Source organism: Caldicellulosiruptor changbaiensis, assembly GCF_003999255.1.
In the GTDB taxonomy this organism is placed as follows: Bacteria; Bacillota; Thermoanaerobacteria; order Caldicellulosiruptorales; family Caldicellulosiruptoraceae; genus Caldicellulosiruptor; species Caldicellulosiruptor changbaiensis.
This window is the reverse complement of record NZ_CP034791.1, coordinates 2,648,457-2,666,816: the sequence shown is the minus strand read 5'-3', so window position 1 is coordinate 2,666,816 and position 18,360 is coordinate 2,648,457. Positions and strand designations below refer to the sequence as shown.

General features: G+C 35.0%; 17 protein-coding genes. 10 read left to right on the top strand and 7 right to left on the bottom strand.

What is annotated here, in order from left to right; all coding sequences use genetic code 11:
* Window positions 1–108 precede the first annotated feature (108 nt).
* A complete protein-coding gene (locus ELD05_RS12825) occupies window positions 109–384 on the top strand; it encodes an SHOCT domain-containing protein (RefSeq protein ID WP_127352734.1) in 276 nt (91 codons plus the stop codon).
* 88 nt (window positions 385–472) lie between these two features.
* Here the strand turns inward: ELD05_RS12825 and rbr are convergent, their stop codons facing one another.
* From rbr to ELD05_RS12800, 5 genes are all read right to left on the bottom strand, one after another.
* Window positions 473–1,009, bottom strand: coding sequence for a rubrerythrin (rbr, locus tag ELD05_RS12820; protein WP_127352733.1), 537 nt, complete (start codon window positions 1,007–1,009; stop codon window positions 473–475).
* A 23-nt stretch (window positions 1,010–1,032) separates the two neighbouring features.
* Entirely contained in the window at window positions 1,033–1,452 is a 420-nt protein-coding gene (locus ELD05_RS12815; RefSeq protein WP_127352732.1) for a Fur family transcriptional regulator, read from the bottom strand.
* Between the two features lie 168 nt (window positions 1,453–1,620).
* Window positions 1,621–3,291: a glycoside hydrolase family 13 protein gene (locus ELD05_RS12810; protein WP_127352996.1), complete on the bottom strand. Its 1,671-nt coding sequence runs from the start codon at window positions 3,289–3,291 to the stop codon at window positions 1,621–1,623.
* A gap of 149 nt (window positions 3,292–3,440) precedes the next feature.
* Entirely contained in the window at window positions 3,441–4,067 is a 627-nt protein-coding gene (locus tag ELD05_RS12805) for a glycerol-3-phosphate acyltransferase (RefSeq protein WP_127352731.1), read from the bottom strand.
* Between the two features lie 2 nt (window positions 4,068–4,069).
* Window positions 4,070–5,167 (bottom strand): glycosyltransferase, encoded by a 1,098-nt coding sequence (locus ELD05_RS12800; protein ID WP_127352730.1) that lies wholly within the window; start codon window positions 5,165–5,167, stop codon window positions 4,070–4,072.
* Between the two features lie 222 nt (window positions 5,168–5,389).
* On the opposite strand from ELD05_RS12800, the gene ELD05_RS12795 reads away from it, so the two are divergent.
* From ELD05_RS12795 to hydG, 3 genes are all read left to right on the top strand, one after another.
* The gene (locus ELD05_RS12795) at window positions 5,390–6,463 is read left to right on the top strand and encodes an FAD-binding protein (protein WP_127352729.1); all 1,074 of its coding nucleotides are present in this window, start codon (window positions 5,390–5,392) and stop codon (window positions 6,461–6,463) included.
* Window positions 6,464–6,674: 211 nt separating this feature from the next.
* Window positions 6,675–6,920 (top strand): TM1266 family iron-only hydrogenase system putative regulator, encoded by a 246-nt coding sequence (locus tag ELD05_RS12790; protein WP_127352728.1) that lies wholly within the window; start codon window positions 6,675–6,677, stop codon window positions 6,918–6,920.
* Window positions 6,921–6,941: 21 nt separating this feature from the next.
* Entirely contained in the window at window positions 6,942–8,375 is a 1,434-nt protein-coding gene (gene hydG, locus ELD05_RS12785; RefSeq protein ID WP_127352727.1) for a [FeFe] hydrogenase H-cluster radical SAM maturase HydG, read from the top strand.
* A 47-nt stretch (window positions 8,376–8,422) separates the two neighbouring features.
* On the opposite strand, the gene ELD05_RS12780 is transcribed toward hydG, so the two are convergent.
* Entirely contained in the window at window positions 8,423–8,809 is a 387-nt protein-coding gene (locus ELD05_RS12780; RefSeq protein WP_011917922.1) for a response regulator, read from the bottom strand.
* 154 nt (window positions 8,810–8,963) lie between these two features.
* Here ELD05_RS12780 and ELD05_RS12775 point away from each other — a divergent pair, with 154 nt between their 5' ends.
* Both ELD05_RS12775 and rsmI read left to right on the top strand, forming a co-directional pair.
* Window positions 8,964–9,677 carry a tRNA1(Val) (adenine(37)-N6)-methyltransferase gene (locus ELD05_RS12775; protein WP_127352726.1) on the top strand — a complete coding sequence of 238 codons (714 nt, stop codon included), beginning with the start codon at window positions 8,964–8,966 and terminating at the stop codon, window positions 9,675–9,677.
* 6 nt (window positions 9,678–9,683) lie between these two features.
* A complete protein-coding gene (gene rsmI, locus ELD05_RS12770; protein ID WP_127352725.1) occupies window positions 9,684–10,544 on the top strand; it encodes a 16S rRNA (cytidine(1402)-2'-O)-methyltransferase in 861 nt (286 codons plus the stop codon).
* 63 nt (window positions 10,545–10,607) lie between these two features.
* Here rsmI and ELD05_RS12765 read toward each other — a convergent pair whose 3' ends face one another.
* Window positions 10,608–10,850, bottom strand: a complete 243-nt coding sequence (locus ELD05_RS12765; RefSeq protein WP_011917919.1) for an AbrB/MazE/SpoVT family DNA-binding domain-containing protein — start codon at window positions 10,848–10,850, stop codon at window positions 10,608–10,610.
* A 551-nt stretch (window positions 10,851–11,401) separates the two neighbouring features.
* Here ELD05_RS12765 and ELD05_RS12760 point away from each other — a divergent pair.
* The 4 genes from ELD05_RS12760 to ELD05_RS12745 are packed head-to-tail and all read left to right on the top strand — an operon-like array spanning window position 11,402 to window position 18,345.
* A complete protein-coding gene (locus tag ELD05_RS12760) occupies window positions 11,402–14,314 on the top strand; it encodes an extracellular solute-binding protein (RefSeq protein ID WP_241243510.1) in 2,913 nt (970 codons plus the stop codon).
* A 52-nt stretch (window positions 14,315–14,366) separates the two neighbouring features.
* Window positions 14,367–15,260 carry a carbohydrate ABC transporter permease gene (locus ELD05_RS12755; protein WP_127352724.1) on the top strand — a complete coding sequence of 298 codons (894 nt, stop codon included), beginning with the start codon at window positions 14,367–14,369 and terminating at the stop codon, window positions 15,258–15,260.
* Between the two features lie 39 nt (window positions 15,261–15,299).
* Window positions 15,300–16,163, top strand: coding sequence for a carbohydrate ABC transporter permease (locus ELD05_RS12750; RefSeq protein ID WP_011917916.1), 864 nt, complete (start codon window positions 15,300–15,302; stop codon window positions 16,161–16,163).
* Window positions 16,164–16,197: 34 nt separating this feature from the next.
* The gene (locus tag ELD05_RS12745) at window positions 16,198–18,345 is read left to right on the top strand and encodes a YIP1 family protein (RefSeq protein WP_127352723.1); all 2,148 of its coding nucleotides are present in this window, start codon (window positions 16,198–16,200) and stop codon (window positions 18,343–18,345) included.
* Window positions 18,346–18,360 lie beyond the last annotated feature (15 nt).

Genomic DNA, 18,360 nt, shown 5'->3' with positions numbered 1-18,360 from the left:
AAAATCTCTTTACACTTTCTTTACAATTTAATCATACTTTCTTCACATTAAAGGGGTATTATAATATTGAAATCAAAAAACTAAATTGTGAAAGGAGATGAAAATCACATGATGGGGCATTTCTATAGAGATTTTGACGGTCTTTGGGGATTTCATATGATTGGAGGGTGGATAATGGGTATACTTTTTCTAATTGTCTTTGTTGCTTTGGTAATTTATGTTGTCAACAAATTAAGCCATATATATTTGCAGACTAAAAGAGATACTTTGTCAAAATCAGAGGCAGATGATGAAGCATTGCGAATTTTAAATATAAAGTTCGCAAATGGCGAGATATCTGAAGAAGAATATGAAAGAAAGAAAAAGATAATTTTAAACAGATAGCAAACAATAACAAAAATTTACAAAATTTTAGGCTGTCGCACATTTTTACTGCGACAGCCTATTTATTAATTTGGTCAACTACTTATCATTAATAATTCTCAGCTCTAATCTCAAAGAAAGACTGTGGATGTTTGCAAGTTGGACATACCTTTGGAGCTTCTTTGCCAACATGTACATAGCCGCAGTTTCTGCACTTCCAAACGACAACATCATCTTTTACGAATACCTTGCCGTTTTCAACATTTTCAAGAAGCTTTCTGTACCTTTCCTCATGTTTTTCCTCAACTTTTGCAACAAACTCAAATGCAGTTGCAATCTCATCAAATCCCTCTTCTCTTGCAACTCTTGCAAACTCTTTGTACATCTCAGCCCATTCGTAATGTTCGCCTTCTGCAGCAGTTTTAAGATTTTCTTGAGTGTTGCCAATTCCATTTAAAAACTTGAAAAATAGCTTTGCATGTTCCTTTTCATTTTCAGCTGTCTCTTCAAAGATTGCTGCAATCTGCTCGTAGCCCTCTTTTCTTGCCTGTGATGCAAAATAAGTATACTTGTTTCTTGCTTGAGACTCGCCAGCAAATGCTGCCCACAAGTTTTTTTCAGTTTGTGTTCCTTTTAAATCTTTCATTTGAAAATTCAACCTCCCAAAATTTAATTGTTTTTATTCTTACAATAAGGGCAGGTGCCCTTATAGTAGACGTAAATCTCATCAACAATAAATTCAGAAGAAAGAGAAGATTGAATAGAATCTGGTTTTACTGAAAAATCATAAATTTTGCCGCACGTTTTGCATTGAAAATGCCCATGCACAGTCGTATCAGCATCAAAGCGCGCAATATTTTCTTCAATTGTAATTATCTGCGCAAGCCCTTTTTCCACAAATAAACTTAAAGTGTTGTACACAGATGTTTTTGAAAGTGTAGGAATCTCAAGAAGCAAACTGTTGTAAATCTCATCAGCTGTTGGGTGAGTTCTATTGTTTACTAAATATTCATAAATCTTGAGCCTTATAAAGGATGGCTTTATACCTTTTTGTTCTAAATGACTTTTTAGCTTTGTTAAATCAGAAATTTTTACTTCCCCCTTGCAAACTTAGATTCAAAATTGAACTAATTACAATTTTATTATATTTTCAATATTAAAATTTGTCAAGAGAAATTTTAAAAAAATTTTTGTAAAAGTAAAAAGGGCTGTTTTGACGTATTAGCTTTTTAAACAGCCCTTTTGAAAGTCACCCTCTTATATTTTATATACCCTTGCTTCATAGGGTTTTAAAACAATTTTTTCTTGAATGTTATCATCTACTTCATAGTTGCTAATTAAAAGCTCAGGTTTTTGAGTAAATATTTCTTTTGGTGCTAAAAACTCACTTTCTTCTTCGGAAAAGTTCATGACAACAAGAAGCCTTTCACCTTCATAATTTCTTGTATATGCAAAAATCTTTTCATCGTCTTCATAAAGCATCTGTACATCACCATATACAATAACAGGATGCTTTTTTCTAAGTTCAATCAATTTCTTATAGTAATAAAACACCGAATTTTTATCTTCTAAAGCTTTTTTAACATTTATTTCCTTATAATTTGGATTTACCTTTATCCATGGGGTGCCTTTTGTAAATCCTGCGTTTTCAGAATCATCCCACTGCATTGGTGTTCGTGCATGGTCTCTGCTTCTTTTGTTTAAGATTTCTAAAAGCTCTTCATCTGATTTTCCAAGCTTTTTCATCTCTTTGTACCAGTTGAGTGTTTCAATGTCTCTGAACTCATCAATACTTTCAAACTTGCAGTTTGTCATACCAATCTCTTCGCCTTGGTAAATATAGGGTGTTCCCTGCCATGTGTGAAGCAAAGTTGCTAAAAGCTTTGCAGATTCAACCCTGTATTCTTTATCATTGCCAAAACGTGAGACCATTCTTGGCTGGTCATGGTTGTTAAGATAAAGTGAATTCCAGCCCTTGTCTTTTAAAGCTAAGTACCACTTGTACATTATCTTTTTCAAATCAGTGAGTTTCCAAGGTTTTATATTCCACTTGCTGCCGCTACAGTCCATATCCATATGTTCAAAATGAAAGAGCATATTAAGCTCATTTCTGTCATACTCCACATATAGCTTTGCAATTTCGGGTGTGACAAATGGGGTTTCGCCAACTGTCATGATATCATATTTGCTAAGAACTTCTCTGTTCATTTCCTGAAGATATTCATGAACGTGCGGACCGTTGGCATAATATCTAAAGCCAATTAGACCTCCTTGCTTTTCACCTTCTTTATCATCTGGCAGCCCTTCAACTTTTGAAATGAGGTTTATTACATCCATTCTAAACCCATCTATGCCCTTGTCAAGCCACCACTTCATCATTTTATAAATTTCTTGTCTGACTTTTGGATTGTCCCAATTGAGGTCTGGTTGCTTTACAGCAAAAAGGTGAAGATAATATTCTCCTGTCAGCTCATCGTATTCCCAAGCAGGACCACTGAAAAAGGATGTCCAGTTATTAGGAGGTCCCCCATTTTTGCCAGGTCGCCAGAAGTAGAAATCTCTGTAAGGATTGTCTTTTGATTTTCTGGACTCTTGAAACCATTTGTGTTCATCAGAGGTGTGATTTACTACTAAATCCATTACAATTTTTATTCCGCGTTTATGAGCTTCTTGCAAAAGCTTGTCAAAGTCCTCCATTGTACCAAATTCATCCATAATATCATAGTAGCTACTGATGTCATATCCATTGTCGGCATTTGGAGATTTATAAATTGGATTTAACCAGATTACATCAACCCCAAGCTCTTTTAAATAGTCAAGCTTCTGGATGATTCCGGGCAAATCGCCTATTCCATCACCGTTTGAGTCATAAAAGCTTCTCGGGTAGATTTGATAAACAACAGCTTCTTTCCACCATTTTTTATGCATACGTTTGCTTTTCTCCTTTCTTAGCATCTGTTGAATTCTCTTATTTAAAATTATACCTTATTATTTACAAAAACAGAAGTCGTTGTTTAGAATATAAAACATTTTCAGAGGAAAAGTTACTAAACGTTGAACAATTGGCTATTAATAGCTTATTTCTTTAGTTCGTGCTCTTTATTTGTAATAGCAATGTAAAATGTTGAAAGCTTTTCTTTATTCTTATAAATCATCACAAGTAAATTCAAAAACCAAAGTGTGAGAAGATACACAGAAAAATCGAGAAGATAAAGATAAGCACCTACGATCAAGAATCCTAACACAACCATGAAAGCGTCTTCTTCGGTTGTGGTAGAGCCGCCGTGCTTTAGCTTTTTTGCAATTACAAAAAGAATTGCTAAAACAATTGCATAGAAAAAAGACACTCTAAACTTGGTTGTAGCACTCCACACTCCAAATGTAGTTGCAATGGATTTTCCTCCTTTAAATCTCAAAAAAGGCGAAAATGCATGTCCCAAGATGGGTGCAATTGCAGCAGGGATAATATATGACTTTGGCAGGTATCCCTTTTCAACAAAATACACAAGAGGAAAATAACCTTTTGCAAAATCGAGGAATACTCCCAAAAGTCCAATTTTAACTCCAGCTGCCTGAATTAAGTTAAAAGCTCCTGGATTTCCGTCGCCAACTGCTGTTATATCCTTTTTGACAAGCTTTCCAAGCCAGTAAGAGAACATCAGCGACCCGCAGAAAAATTCCAAAAGAGTAATTGCAGCAAGCATTTTCATTTACCCCCTACTTTAATTTGTCTTCCTTTCCAGTAAACACTTCTAATAAACTTTACTTGATAAAAAGAATACAAAAGCATTAGTAAGAAATATGCAGTAGGAATAAAGTACAGTATGGGCATTAAAATGCCAAAATTGCCTATATATATTTGAAGGTATAATATCTGAATAACATAAAGAATATAGCCTATTAAAAACTGAGTTGCTAAAGGATGATGGATAAAAAATAAAACAGGTGTGAGAAAGCCTGTTAAGACAAGTCCTATAACCCATAGAGCAATTAAAAAGATTGTTTTGTGATTTAAAAGCTGCATACTAAGAGCTGCACTTTTTGCAATTCCCTCAAGTTGGCTTTTCATTCCATTTGGATACATTCTAAATGTTACAGCACCGAGTCCTAAAAAATTTTCGACTTTTATTCCATTTTCGCAAAATAGTTTCCCAAGACTTAAATCATCCGTTACTCTGTCGCGTATACATTTATGTCCGCCAACCTTTTCGTAATCTTTTCTAAAAACTGCTATACATGAACCATACATTCCTTTGCTACTACTCTTTCTTTCATAAGGTGACATAAAAGCGAACACACCAAGAATATTAACAATTAAGCACAATCTTTCATAAAACTGCTCTGTCTTGTGATATGGTATAACCGAAATTGCCCCATTTGTTGAAAAGAGTGTCTTTACAACTCTTTCTATACCATCTTTGGATAATCTCACATCAGCATCTAAAAATATCAGTATATCACCTGTTGAGTTTAAATACCCGTTCCAAAGAGCCCAATTTTTACCTGTCCAGCCTGGAGGCAAAGGAGGGTTCTTAATTAATTTAACGCCAAATTCTCTGGCAATCTTAGAAGTATTATCTTCAGAAAAATCATCTACAACTATTATTTCATCGGGAACAGTAGTTTGGCTAAAAAGACTTTTGAGCAGATAGGGCAGATTTTTCTCTTCATTCCGAGCAGGTATTATTACTGAAATCTTCTGATTTAGTTCAAGAGAATCGTCCTTAGTGTCTGCCAGAAAAATTTTTGAGAAAAGGAGAAATCCTGAAGCTATGCCCAGAATGAAAAGAGTAAGAAGCATCATAAAAAAATCAGCTCCTTTTTGGAAATACAGAATGTTAGCCAATTATATTTACTATATTATACATCATTTGTGCTATTATTTGAATGCAACATATATTCAAAAAATTTTTGCTAAATTCAAGTAATACTTGAATTTTTGATGTACTATAGAGATAATATAAGACAAAAGAAAACTTTGTTAGTTGTTTGGACAGTATAAAATCAAGATAAGAAGGTGAACTTTATGTATGATATAATCATTGTGGGTGGAGGGCCTGCAGGTTCCACTTTGGCAAGGTTGCTCAGCAGAAACTATAATATTTTACTTTTGGAGAAAAGGTCTTTTGAAAAATCGGATATTAGGACAAAGTGCTGTGGAGGTCTTATTGCGCCTGACGCACAGTTGATGCTTGCAAAGTTTGGCTTGGGTGTTCCAAAAGAAGTTTTGCAAACTCCTCAATTGTTTGCTGTAAGAGCTATTGATTTTGATAACTCGATAGAGAGGTATTATCAGAGGCATTACATAAATATTGATAGAGAAGAATTTGATAAGTGGTTAATCAGAAGTATTCCTTCACAGGTTGATGTTCTTACAAATTCAATTTATAAATCTTTAGAAATAGTTGGGAACAAAAACATAAAAGTTAAATTCAATTGGAACGGTAAAGAGTATAAAGAAGAATGCAAATTACTGGTTGGCGCAGATGGAGCTTTTTCTAAAGTGAGAAGACAAAATTTTAATAACTTTCTCAGCCCCAAATTATATATTGCTATTCAAGAGTGGTTTGAAACCAGTTTTAATTTAGACTATTATGGAGCAATATTTGATAGAGAAATAACAGATTTTTATTCATGGACAATTCCCAAAGAGAATCATTTAATAATAGGAACAGCATTAGTGCCTAATAAAGATGCTTTAAAAAAATTTGAACTGTTAAAGGAAAAGTTAAAAATATATGGATTTAAAATTGAGAAAATGACAAAAAGATGTAGTGCTTATATATTCCGTCCTACATCAGTAAGACATATTATAACAGGGAACGACAAAATAGCATTAATTGGAGAAGCTGCAGGTTTTATTAGTCCAAGTTCAGCTGAGGGTTTAAGTTTTGCTTTTAGGAGTGCTTTGGCTCTTGCAAAAGCACTTGAAAGTGGCATAGATGGATATGATAAACGTTACAAAGAGAATGTAAAAACGCTTAAGAAAAGTATACTGTTTAAGAATATAAAGTCAGTCGTAATGTACAATCCTGTTTTAAGGAGATTGGTGATGAAAACAGGGCTTTTAAGTATGGATATAGAAAAGTATTTCTATTAGAATACTTTCAAAAACTCAAAAAGTATGTTATAATATTAACAAACAAAACATTTGCTCCTGACTTAGAGGGCATCGTGGCCTGATAAGGAGGGGATGTGAAAATGAAGAGAAAGATATCCACCTCTTTTGGCTAAAGCGAAGCTTTTGATGAAAGCAAAATGTCAGGAGAGGTGGTTTTATTTTTTCTAAAAAGAGGGAACGGTGAAGTGGATTGGAAAGAAGGATTGGTGTTATTGGAATTGTGGTTGAGAACAGGAAAGAGGTGTCAGATAAGCTCAACAAAATCCTAAGTGACCATGGCGATATTATTGTTGGAAGGATGGGTATACCATACAAAGAAAGAGGGCTTTGTGTAATCTCGCTCATAGTTGATGGGACAACTGATGAGATTGGTGCGCTCACAGGAAAGCTTGGTGCTCTGAAGAGTGTTAAGGTAAAAAGTGCTCTTACTAAATAAAAAATGGAGTGTGATTTTGAGATGTTTAGAAAAGATGAGTGGGAAAGAGCTGAGTTTATAAATGGCCAGATGATTTTTGATATCCTTGAAGAGGGAAGCAAAAATGTTGACAGAGCAGAAGAAATAATTGAAAAAGCTTTGCAGCTAAATGGACTTGAGCCTCATGAGGTTGCAACACTTCTTTATATAGATGACAAAGACCTTTTGGAAAAGCTTTTTAAGGCGGCAAAGCAAGTAAAAGAGATGATTTATGGCAAGAGAATTGTGCTTTTTGCACCACTTTATATCAGCAACTTTTGCGTAAACAACTGCCGCTACTGTGGTTATCACAGGTCAAATACTAAGATGAAAAGAAGAAAACTTACGATGGATGAGATACGAAAAGAAGTTGAGATAATTGAATCTCTTGGGCACAAAAGAATTGCTCTTGAGCTTGGCGAAGACCCCAAAGAAGCTCCAATTGAATATGTTATAGATGCCATAAACACTATATACTCTGTTTACAAGGAAAAAGGCAATATCAGAAGAGTGAATGTAAACATTGCAGCAACAACAATTGAAGAATATAGAATGCTAAAAGAAGCAAAAATAGGCACATATGTGCTTTTCCAAGAGACATATCATCGCCCAACCTATGAATACATGCACCCCGAAGGACCAAAATCAGATTACGACTGGCATACAATGGCAATGGACAGAGCAATGCAAGGCGGAATTGACGATGTTGGTTTAGGGGTTTTGTTTGGGCTTTATGATTACAAGTTTGAGGTTGTAGGATTGATTTTACATGCAAAGCATTTAGAAGAAAGGTTTGGTGTTGGACCGCATACAATTTCTGTGCCAAGGATTAGACCTGCCGAAGGTGTTGAGGTGACAAAAGAGAAATATCCATATTTAGTATCTGATGACGAGTTCAAAAAGATTGTTGCAATAATTCGACTTGCTGTGCCCTACACTGGTATGATTTTATCAACAAGAGAAAGACCAGGGTTTAGGGAAGAGGTAATTGACCTTGGAATTTCTCAAATTAGCGCTGGGTCTTGTACAGGTGTTGGTGGATATACACTTGAGTACCAAGGAAAATCGACTGGTGATTTAGATGAAGACCTTGCACAGTTTGAAGTTGAGGACAAAAGAAGTCCTGATGAGGTCATAAGAACTCTTTGTGAGGCAGGTTATATTCCAAGCTACTGTACAGCTTGCTACAGAAGAGGAAGAACTGGGGATTTGTTTATGCAATATGCAAAGACAGGTGATATTCAAGACTTTTGCACTCCAAATGCGCTTTTGACTTTTATGGAATACTTAGAGGACTATGGTTCTGAGAAAACTAAGGAAATTGGGAGGAAATTAATATATGATAGCTTAAATCAAATAAAAGATGAAAAGATGAGAAAAGAAACAGAAAAAAGGCTTGAGATGATACGACAAGGTGACAGGGATTTGTATTTTTGAGCATTATACAAAAACAAAAGACCAGTAAAAACCATAATGGGGCTATTTTATTTTATAGCCCCGTTTTTGCTGTTTTGTTCATCTTCTATTTGTTTTATTATATGCTCAATTGCAAGTTTTGAAAATGGCTTTCGCACAAACTCATATGCTCCACATTTCTTGGCTTCTTTTTCAATATCTGGCTGAGATATTGCAGAGATTATAATAACCTTAACATCAGGAATGATATTTTTTAAGATGCGAGTTGCGGTGAGCCCGTCCATATCAGGCATTGTGATATCAAGTGTGACAATATCAGGTTTTAGGTCCTCAACATTTTCGATAAGCTGTGAAGCTGATGAAAATTCTGCAATAACCTGATGCCCTAGTGATATGAATATGTCTTTTAGAATTTGCCTTATAAATTGGGCATCATCTACAATACAAATCTTCATAACAAATCTCCTCTTTGACATTGTCAAATATTTTCAAGGACACTATAATATATTATAATGCTTTTGCAGAAAAAAACAACACTGTTCATATAGAATTTTAGAGAAAAAATCAAGACTGTAAATTAAAGAAGTTTTAGTACAAAGAGGTAAGGCTATGCTTAGAAAGGAAAATTTAAAGATAGGCAACTTTTCAATATATCAAGATACAGATTTTTTCCTATATGGAACTGATGCGGTAGTACTCAGTGATTTTATTGAAGTAAAGAAAAATGACATTGTGGTTGAGTTTGGGACGGGTAACTTGATAATTCCTATTCTACTTTGGGCAAAGAACAAAAAGTTCAAAAAACTGTACGCTTTAGAGATTCAAAAAGAGGTATGTGAGCTTGCAATTCTCAACAGAAATATCAACAATCTTCAAGACAAGATTGAGGTGATAAATGCAGACCTGAAAGATGCACTAAAAATCTTTGGTTCAGAGTTTGCCAATGTTGTGTTTACAAATCCACCTTATAGAAAAGTGAACAGCGGTACAATCAATCCAAATATTAAAAAAGCCATAGCTCGCCATGAGATTATGTGTACAATTGAAGATGTTGTAAAAAGTGCTATGCAGATTCTAAAATTTGGTGGAAGGTTTTATATGGTCTACAGGAGTGAGAGGTTAACTGATGCTCTTTATTATTTGAGACTTTACAAGTTAGAACCAAGCCTTATAAGATTTGTGCATCAAAATAAGGATAAAGAGTCTTCGCTTGTTTTGATTGAGGCAAAAAAGGGCAAACAGTGCACACTTAAGGTGGACAAACCGCTTTTTGTGGATGAGATGGAGTATTATGGTGAACTTCAAAAAGAAGATGCGGAGTGAGCAGTAGTGAGTGGAAAGCTATTTATTGTTGGAACACCAATTGGGAACCTTGATGATATATCAAAAAGAGCATTAGATACTCTAAATATGGTAGACTTTATAACTTGCGAGGATACAAGAGTTACAATAAAGCTTTTGAACTACTTTGGAATTAAAAAAAGGCTTGTTTCTTACCATGAGTTTAGCCCAGAAGAGAAAGAAGATAGAATAATACAAGAGCTTAAAAATGGCAAAAAGGTTGCTCTGGTTTCAGATGCAGGAATGCCGCTTATCTCAGACCCTGGATATGAACTTGTAAGAAGGTGTCTAAAAGAAGGAATTGAAGTAACAGTAATTCCCGGGCCTTGTGCCTTTGTATGTGCTTTGGTAATATCGGGGCAGAATACTCAAAATTTTGTGTTTGAAGGTTTTTTGCCCAAAAATAAGCGAGCAAAAAAAGAAAAACTTGAAAGTCTTAAATTTGAAAAGAGGACAATGATATTTTACGAGGCACCTCACAAGCTTTTGGATACACTTTCACAGATGGCAGCTGTTTTTGGTGAAGACAGAGAAATTAGCATAGTAAAAGAGATTACAAAAGTGCATGAAAGTGTGATGATCACGACCTTACGTGAGGCTATAGATTTTTTTGAGAAAACTTCCCCCAAAGGTGAATATGTCCTTGTTGTAAGAGGATTTGAAGAGAATGCAAAAGAAAAGAATAAAAAATTTGATGTAGAATCTATTAAGAAGCGTTTAAAAGAAAAGATAGCTCAAGGGTTGACCAAAAAAGAAGCTGTTAAAATTGTAGCTGAGGAGTTGAAGGTTGCCAAAAACATAGTTTACAAAATTGCACTTGAAATTGAAGATTTTAGTAAAAAAGAATAAAGGGTAGGGCTCTTTTTTAAAGAGCCCTACCCTTTCACTTAAAAATATTTTCCCGCTGTCAGATTAGCTCTTTTTGAGTTCTTCCATACAATCTTTACAGATGTTCTTGCCCTTGTAGTAGATAACATCCTTTGCATTGCCGCAGAAAATGCAAGCTGGTTCATACTTTCTTAAAATAATCTTGTCACCGTCAACAAAGATTTCTAAAGCGTCCTTTTCAGCAATGTCAAGTGTTCTTCTGAGCTCGATAGGAAGAACTATTCTGCCAAGCTCGTCAACCTTTCTTACAACACCTGTTGATTTCATTTTTCATATACCTCCTTCCTACAAATTTCGACATTTTTCTTACACTGCTATTATACCATCGTTGCAATTTTATGTCAAGAATTTTTTAAGTCTTTTTACAATAAATTTTATTCAAGCAAACAATCTCTTTTGTAGGGTTTATGTGAATAAGTATGTAGTCTTAAAGAATTTTCAAGTACTAAAAGTGTTTCATCTAAAAATTAATAGTTTAGTTCTTAATTTACTTGGAGAAAATAATTGTAACATCAGGATTATATCTACTGTAAAATTATCAAAACAGATAACTTCTATATTTTCGACAAAATTCGACATATTTATACTGGTAGAAATTAATGTTTATACAATAATTTCAATAATATACTTTTGAAACTGTGAACTGTTTGAAAACTATAAGTTGTATTTGTACAAGTTTTTTTAAGATTAAATTAACAAAAGTATTGACTTTTCAAATCACTTAGTGTAACATATAAACAAAAGAAGTCAGATAATTTTTTCAATTCAATTTGAAAAGGGTTTCAGAAGTAGAAATAATAATAAAAATTTTAGTTAAAATGAATAAAACATTAATTTGCGAAGACAGAATAGAATATGAGAAGGAGTTGATAATATTGAATAACCTTTCAAGAACATGGAAGGCAATAGGAACATTTCTCGTAATAGTTGTTACAACTCTGTTACTTGAAACCTTTTCGCTTGGAGCTGAAAAAATTCCAACGCTACAAGAGTATTTAAAAAAAGTTGATAATAAAAATAGACCACAAGAAACTATAGTTATTGAAGCTATAAATTATGTACGTTCAGAGAATGCTGCTCTAAAAAAAGTAGAAGAATTTAAAGGTATAAAGCAAGTTCTTTTGTGGGAAAAAGAAGGTGGCTGGGTAGAATGGAAGGTACATATTCCTGAAACAGGTCTGTATAATATGGCTCTTCAATATTATCCGTTGCCTGGTAAGGGGTTAGGTATAGAAGTTGCTGTAATGATTGACGGTAAAATTCCATACAAAGAAGCCCAGAAAGTGACTTTTTACAGAGTATGGAAAGACACAACAGGGATAAGAAAAGATAAAAAAGACAATGATTTGAGACCGAAATGTCAAGAAGACCCGAGATGGCAGGAAGTAGATTTCATTGATACAGAGGGGTTTTATAATAAGTCATTGCCTTTCTATTTTACTCAAGGTGAGCATACGATAAGAGTTGTAAGCATAAGAGAACCTTTTGCGTTAAAACAACTAATCATCTATAATCCAGAAGAGTTGCCTTCATATGCTGATTACATAAAAAAGAATAACACGACAAATAAAGTTTCAAAAGACATTGTTATCAAAGTTCAAGGAGAGCATCCATATCTAAAATCTGATCCTATTTTATATCCTACATATGACAGAACAGATCCAGCAACAGAACCTTACCATGTATCAAAAATTAGATTAAATACAATAGGCCAGTGGAACTGGCGATATCCTGGGATGTGGATAAGCTGGAAGATTGAAGTTCCAGAAGATGGCTATTACAAAATAGCAATTAAGGCACGTCAGAACTTTGTTCGTGGCTTGTCCGTTCACAGAAAACTTTACATTGATGGGAAGGTTCCGTTTAAAGAGGCAGAAGATGTTGAATTTCCTTATAGTATAAGATGGTATATGAAAACTATAGGACAGAAAGGCAAACCATACTTGGTTTATCTGACGAAAGGAGTTCATGAAATCAAATTAGAAGCTACCTTAGGTTCATTTACAGAAATACTTAGTAGAGTCGAAAATACAGCTATAGGACTGAATGACCTTTACAGGAAAATTATAATGATTACAGGAACATCTCCTGATTTATACAGAGACTATTTCCTTGAAGAGCAGATACCTGGGCTTGTAAAAACTTTGTTGAAATTTAGCAATGAGCTAGAAGAAGAAGCAACACTGTTTGAGAAATTAGCAGGACAGAAGGGTGGAGAAGCTGAATTCTTACGAAGAGTTGCTATTCAGCTGAGAAGCATGGCTGAAGATACAGATAGCATACCGAGCAGGATTTCAAATTTCAGAGATAATTTAAGCGGTTTGTCGTCTTGGCTTGCTTATAGAAGAGATCAGCCATTGGAGATTGATTATATACTTGTTACTTCACCTGAAGCAAAACTGCCCTCTCCTACACCATCAATGGCTAGCAAATTCATAAATTCATTGAAAGCCTTTATATACTCCTTTATAGAAGACTACACCAACATTGGAGAAGTATATGAAGGTCAAAAGGTAATCAAAGTTTGGGTTGGTGGAGGTCGTGATCAGGCCCAAATTATACGAGATTTAATAAATGATTCATTTACACCGCAGACAGGGATAAAGGTGAATGTAAGTTTAGTACAGGCAGGCTTGATTGAGGCTATACTCGCTGGAAAAGGGCCTGATGTGGTTTTAACTGTTTCTAGAGGACAGCCTGTTAATTTAGCTGCTCGCGGAGCGCTTGTTGATTTGAGCAAATTCAAAGATTTCGAACAGGTAAAGAAGAGATTTGCACCTACGGCGCTTGTACCGTACACATATAATGGTGGAGTTTATGGTCTGCCAGTGACACAGGATTTTTACATGATGTTTTACAGAAAAGATATCTTAGAGGAACTGAATATAGATCTTCCACAAACATGGGATGATATGTACAGAGTTATTGCAAAACTACAAAGATATAATCTTCAGGTAGGTTTGCCTTATCAAAGAATAGATGCGTTAGAAGCTATTGACGCAGGTCTTGGAGCAAGGAACCTATTTCCGACTTTATTATTGCAATTTGGCGGTAATTTCTACGACAAAACAAAGACACGCACACTGTTGGATAGGCCAGAAGCTGTTGCAGCATTTAAGACCTGGACCGATTTTTATACAAAATATAACCTTCCACTCATTTATGATTTTTACAACAGGTTCAGAACTGGTGAAATGCCTCTGGGTATTGCACCATATACAACATATAATCTGCTGGCAACAGCTGCACCAGAGATCAGAAATGAATGGGGCATGGCACCTATTCCAGGTGTTAGAAAGCCAAACGGTGAAATAGACCGATCGACAGGTGCATCTGGGACGGCGTCTATTATATTAAAGAAAAGTAAGAATAAAGAGGCTTGCTGGGAGTTTTTGAAATGGTGGACGTCCGATGAGACTCAAACACAGTTTGGTAAAGAACTTGAGATGCTAATGGGAACAGCGGCAAGGTACAACACAGCAAATTTGACAGCTTTTCAGAGACTTCCATGGAACAAAGAAGAGATGGAAAATTTAGAGGCTCAGTGGAAGTATGTAAAAGAAATAGAGGAAGTTCCAGGTAGCTATTATATTACAAGAAGTATAGACAGCGCATTTTCAGCAGTTGTTTATCAAGGTATAAATCCTAGAGAGAGTCTGTGGAAGTATACAAAAGAGATCAACGATGAGCTTGAGAGAAAGAGGATTGAATTGAGTTCGTACAAGCAATAAAAGATGGTTTCTTTGAAGCCTGTTTTATAAATCGAGGAAGGGAGATTTTGAAATGGGGTTAATTGAAGATTTAAAAAAGAACAAAGCCAGTTATCTAATGATTGCACCCTATATGTTGTTGTTTACAATATTTACGTTAATACCGGTTATCAGCTCAATATTTTTAAGTTTTACAAACTACAATATGCTTCAGCCACCTAAATGGGTTGGCTGGGCAAATTACATAAGATTGTTTCTGAATGACAAGATATTTCTAAAAGTATTAAGAAATACACTAATATTTGCATTCTTAACAGGACCGCTTAGCTATTTTATGTCTTTTTTCCTTGCATGGTTTATAAGCGAATTTAATCCCAAACTGAGAGCTTTTTTAACCCTTGTATTTTACTCCCCATCGCTTGCTGGAAATGTGTTTTTCATCTGGTCATTCATCTTCAGTGGTGATGTATATGGGTTGATAAATGGATGGGCAATGAAACTTGGTATCATAAATGAACCCATTAACTGGCTACAGGATCCAAACTACATACTGTGGGTTATCATAATAGTTCAACTTTGGCTTAGCATGGGTGCGGGATTTTTAGCCTTTGTTGCAGGGTTTCAGAACCTTGACAGAGAGCTGTTTGAGGCAGGAGCAATTGATGGTATAAGAAATAGATTTCAGGAGCTCTGGTACATCACAATACCACAGATGGCTCCGCAGCTTATGTTTGGTGCAGTTATGCAGATAGGTGCGTCGTTTGGTGTGAGCACAGTTGTAATGGCTCTTGGAGGGCTTCCAACAAGAGAATACAGTGCTGATACTGTGGTGACTTATCTGATTGACTACGGTACTGTGAGGTTTGAAATGGGTTATGCATCAGCAATTGCTGTAATCCTCTTTATAGCAATGCTTTTGACTAACAAGGTTATTGCATCGATTTTGAGAAGGTACTCTTTTGATTAAACAATCATATAAATATTTAAAAAAAGTGGGTGAAATCAATTGAGTAAAAAAGCAACATTGGCATGGAGAAAACAAAACAGAAGTTTAGCTGGTAATCTTGTCATATTTGCTATCCTGGCAATTTTAGGTGTTTTTATGGCATTGCCGCTGATTTATACAATAGTCAATGCATTCAAGCCATTTGATGAGATCTTCATCTTTCCACCACGACTTTATGTAAGACGTCCTACGCTTGATAACTTTGTTTTGCTATTTCAACTTGCGACAAATATGTGGGTGCCTTTTTCAAGGTATGTTTTTAACAGTTTATTTATCTGTGTAGTGGGGACAGTGGGACACATTTTAATAGCTTCACTTGCTGCTTATCCGCTTGCTAAACATCAGTTTGCTGCGAAGAGAATTATAAACGAGATAATCGTACTTGCGCTGCTTTTTACGCCACAGGTTACGTACATCCCTCTTTACATTATAATGTCGAATCTAAGACTTATCGATACTTATGGTGCTTTGATTTTTCCTGCTTGGCAGATGACGCTGGGGCTTTTTCTAATGAGGCAGTTTATGACGCAGATTCCAGATGCACTTTTAGAAGCTGCTAAGATTGATGGTGCAAGTGAATTAAAAACGTGGTGGCGAATAGTTATGCCCAATGTCAAACCAGCATGGCTTACTCTAATGATTTTGTCTTTTCAGCAGTTATGGAATCAAACAGGCGGTTCGTTCATATTCAGTGAGAGCCTCAAACCATTACCTACACTTATGTCTCAGATAGCAGCAGCGGGTATTGCACGTGCTGGAGTTGGAGCAGCAGTTGCATTGGTTCTAATGATTCCACCAATAATACTTTTCATAATTTCCCAGAGCAGTGTTATGGAAACAATGGTGAATGCAGGTATAAAGTAAAAGGTGTTTCTTATTAAATAATCTATGTTAAATTATGAAAGTAAAGGTGAGGACAGTGAAACTAAAGAGGAGAGTATATGCGAAACTAATTACTGTATTTTTAGTAGGTTTAATATTTCAGTGGTTCGGTAATATGAGTGTATATGCGTATATAATAGAAGACATGCGAGAAGTACCTTATTATCAATACAATTATGATGTATATCTGCACGAGATTCCAAGTGCAGCAGGTTATTTTCCTAGTAAATGGGTTAGAGGCGAAGATTTGGGTGTTGGAGCATTTAAAAATCCATCAGATATGTATGTAGATAGTAAAAAAAATGTTTATATAATGGACAGTGGGAATAAAAGAATTGTGATTTGTGACCAGAATTTCAAATTGATAAAAGTAATTGATAAGTTCCTTGCTAATAATGGTGATATTCAGCTTGTAGAGCCAGAAGGCATATTTGTTGATAAAGACGGTTTTATCTACATTTGCGACAAGGGTGCAAAGGTGGTTTTAGTAGTAAATCAAGATGGTAAATTAGTAAAAACTATAGAAAAACCTATAACAGATTTAAAAGCAGCAAAAAAAGATTTTGTCCCGTTCAAAGTTGTTGTTGACAATGCAGGGGTTATTTATGTGCTTTCCTTGGGTAGCTTCGAGGGTGCTTATATGTTTGATCAAAATGGAAACTTTTTAGGATTTTATGGTAGCAACAAAGTTGTTGTAACTTGGCAACTCCTTGTAGATAGGATTTGGAAAAGTATTCTTACAAAAGAACAAAAATCATCAATGGTACGATACTTGCCAACAGAATGTACGAGTATTGACATAGGGAAAGACGGGTTTATATATACGACATCAAATCTTACAGATATTAGTGAAGGTGAGATTAGAAAACTAAACTACTTAGGTGAAAATATTCTTTGGTATAAGAAAAAAGGTCAAACAAGGGATTATGGTGATATTCCAAAATATTCAGGAAAGGAGCTTGAAGATACATATTTTATAGATATCGATGTAACAAACGACGGCTTTATAAATGCTCTTGACTACGAGAGAGGAAGAGTATTCCAGTATGACCAAAATGCTAATTTGCTATTTATATGTGGCGGCAAGGGTGACCAGATAGGAACATTTAGAGACCCGGTAGCAGTTGATAGTATAGGAAATGCTCTGCTTGTACTTGATAAGTTGAAAGGAGCAATTACTGTTTTTGAAGAAACCAAACTTGGCAGCTTAGTACATAAAGCTACTATTTTGTACAACGAAGGTAAGTATGATGAGGCAAGAGATTTGTGGAGACAGGTTCACAAGATGGATTTCAACTTTGCTCTTGCGCAGGTTGGTTTGGGCAAAGCACTTTTGAGAATGGATAGATATTCAGATGCAATGTATTACTTTAGATTAGCAAATGACAAAGAAGATTATTCAGAAGCAAAAGAGAACCTCAGAAATGAGTTTTTGAAAAGAAACTTTGGAGTACTTGCAACAATTTTGATAGTAATGATAATAGCTTTGTACATTATAATAAAGCGATTCAAAAAGCCTGTTTCGGCTCAAGAAATATATACAAAGAAAATAAACAAATACAAATATCCAATTCATACAATGTTACACCCATTTAGAGGTTTCGAAGAATTGAAAGAAGAGAGAAAAGGTTCTGTTGGATTAGCAATTTTAATAGTATTTCTGTTTTTTATTACAATGGTCATAAACAGACAGTATACAGGTTTCATATTTAATCCGTACAGGCAAGACAAAATCAATATAATATCCCTTTTCTCAAGTACTGTTGGGATATTCTTCTTCTGGGTTCTTTCTAACTGGATGGTGACAACACTTATGGAAGGTGAGGGTAAATTTGGAGAAGTGTGGATATTCTCAGCATATTCACTGGTGCCATATATTATTTGTACATTATTGGCAGTTATAATGAGTCAATTCTTGATAGCAGAAGAAGCAATGTTTATAAATTTTGTAAGGATGATAGGTGTTTTGTGGTTAATTGTGTGTTTGTTTAATGCGATGAAAGCAGCGCATCAATTTTCGGCAGGAAAAACTGTTGGAACAATGGTTTTGAGCGTAATTGGAGTTGGAATTATACTTTTCATACTTGTTTTGATGCTTACGCTTTTTGGACAGTTAATAGATTTTATTTCGAATATTTACAGCGAGATTTTATTGAGGATATAGCCGAGGTATTGAAAA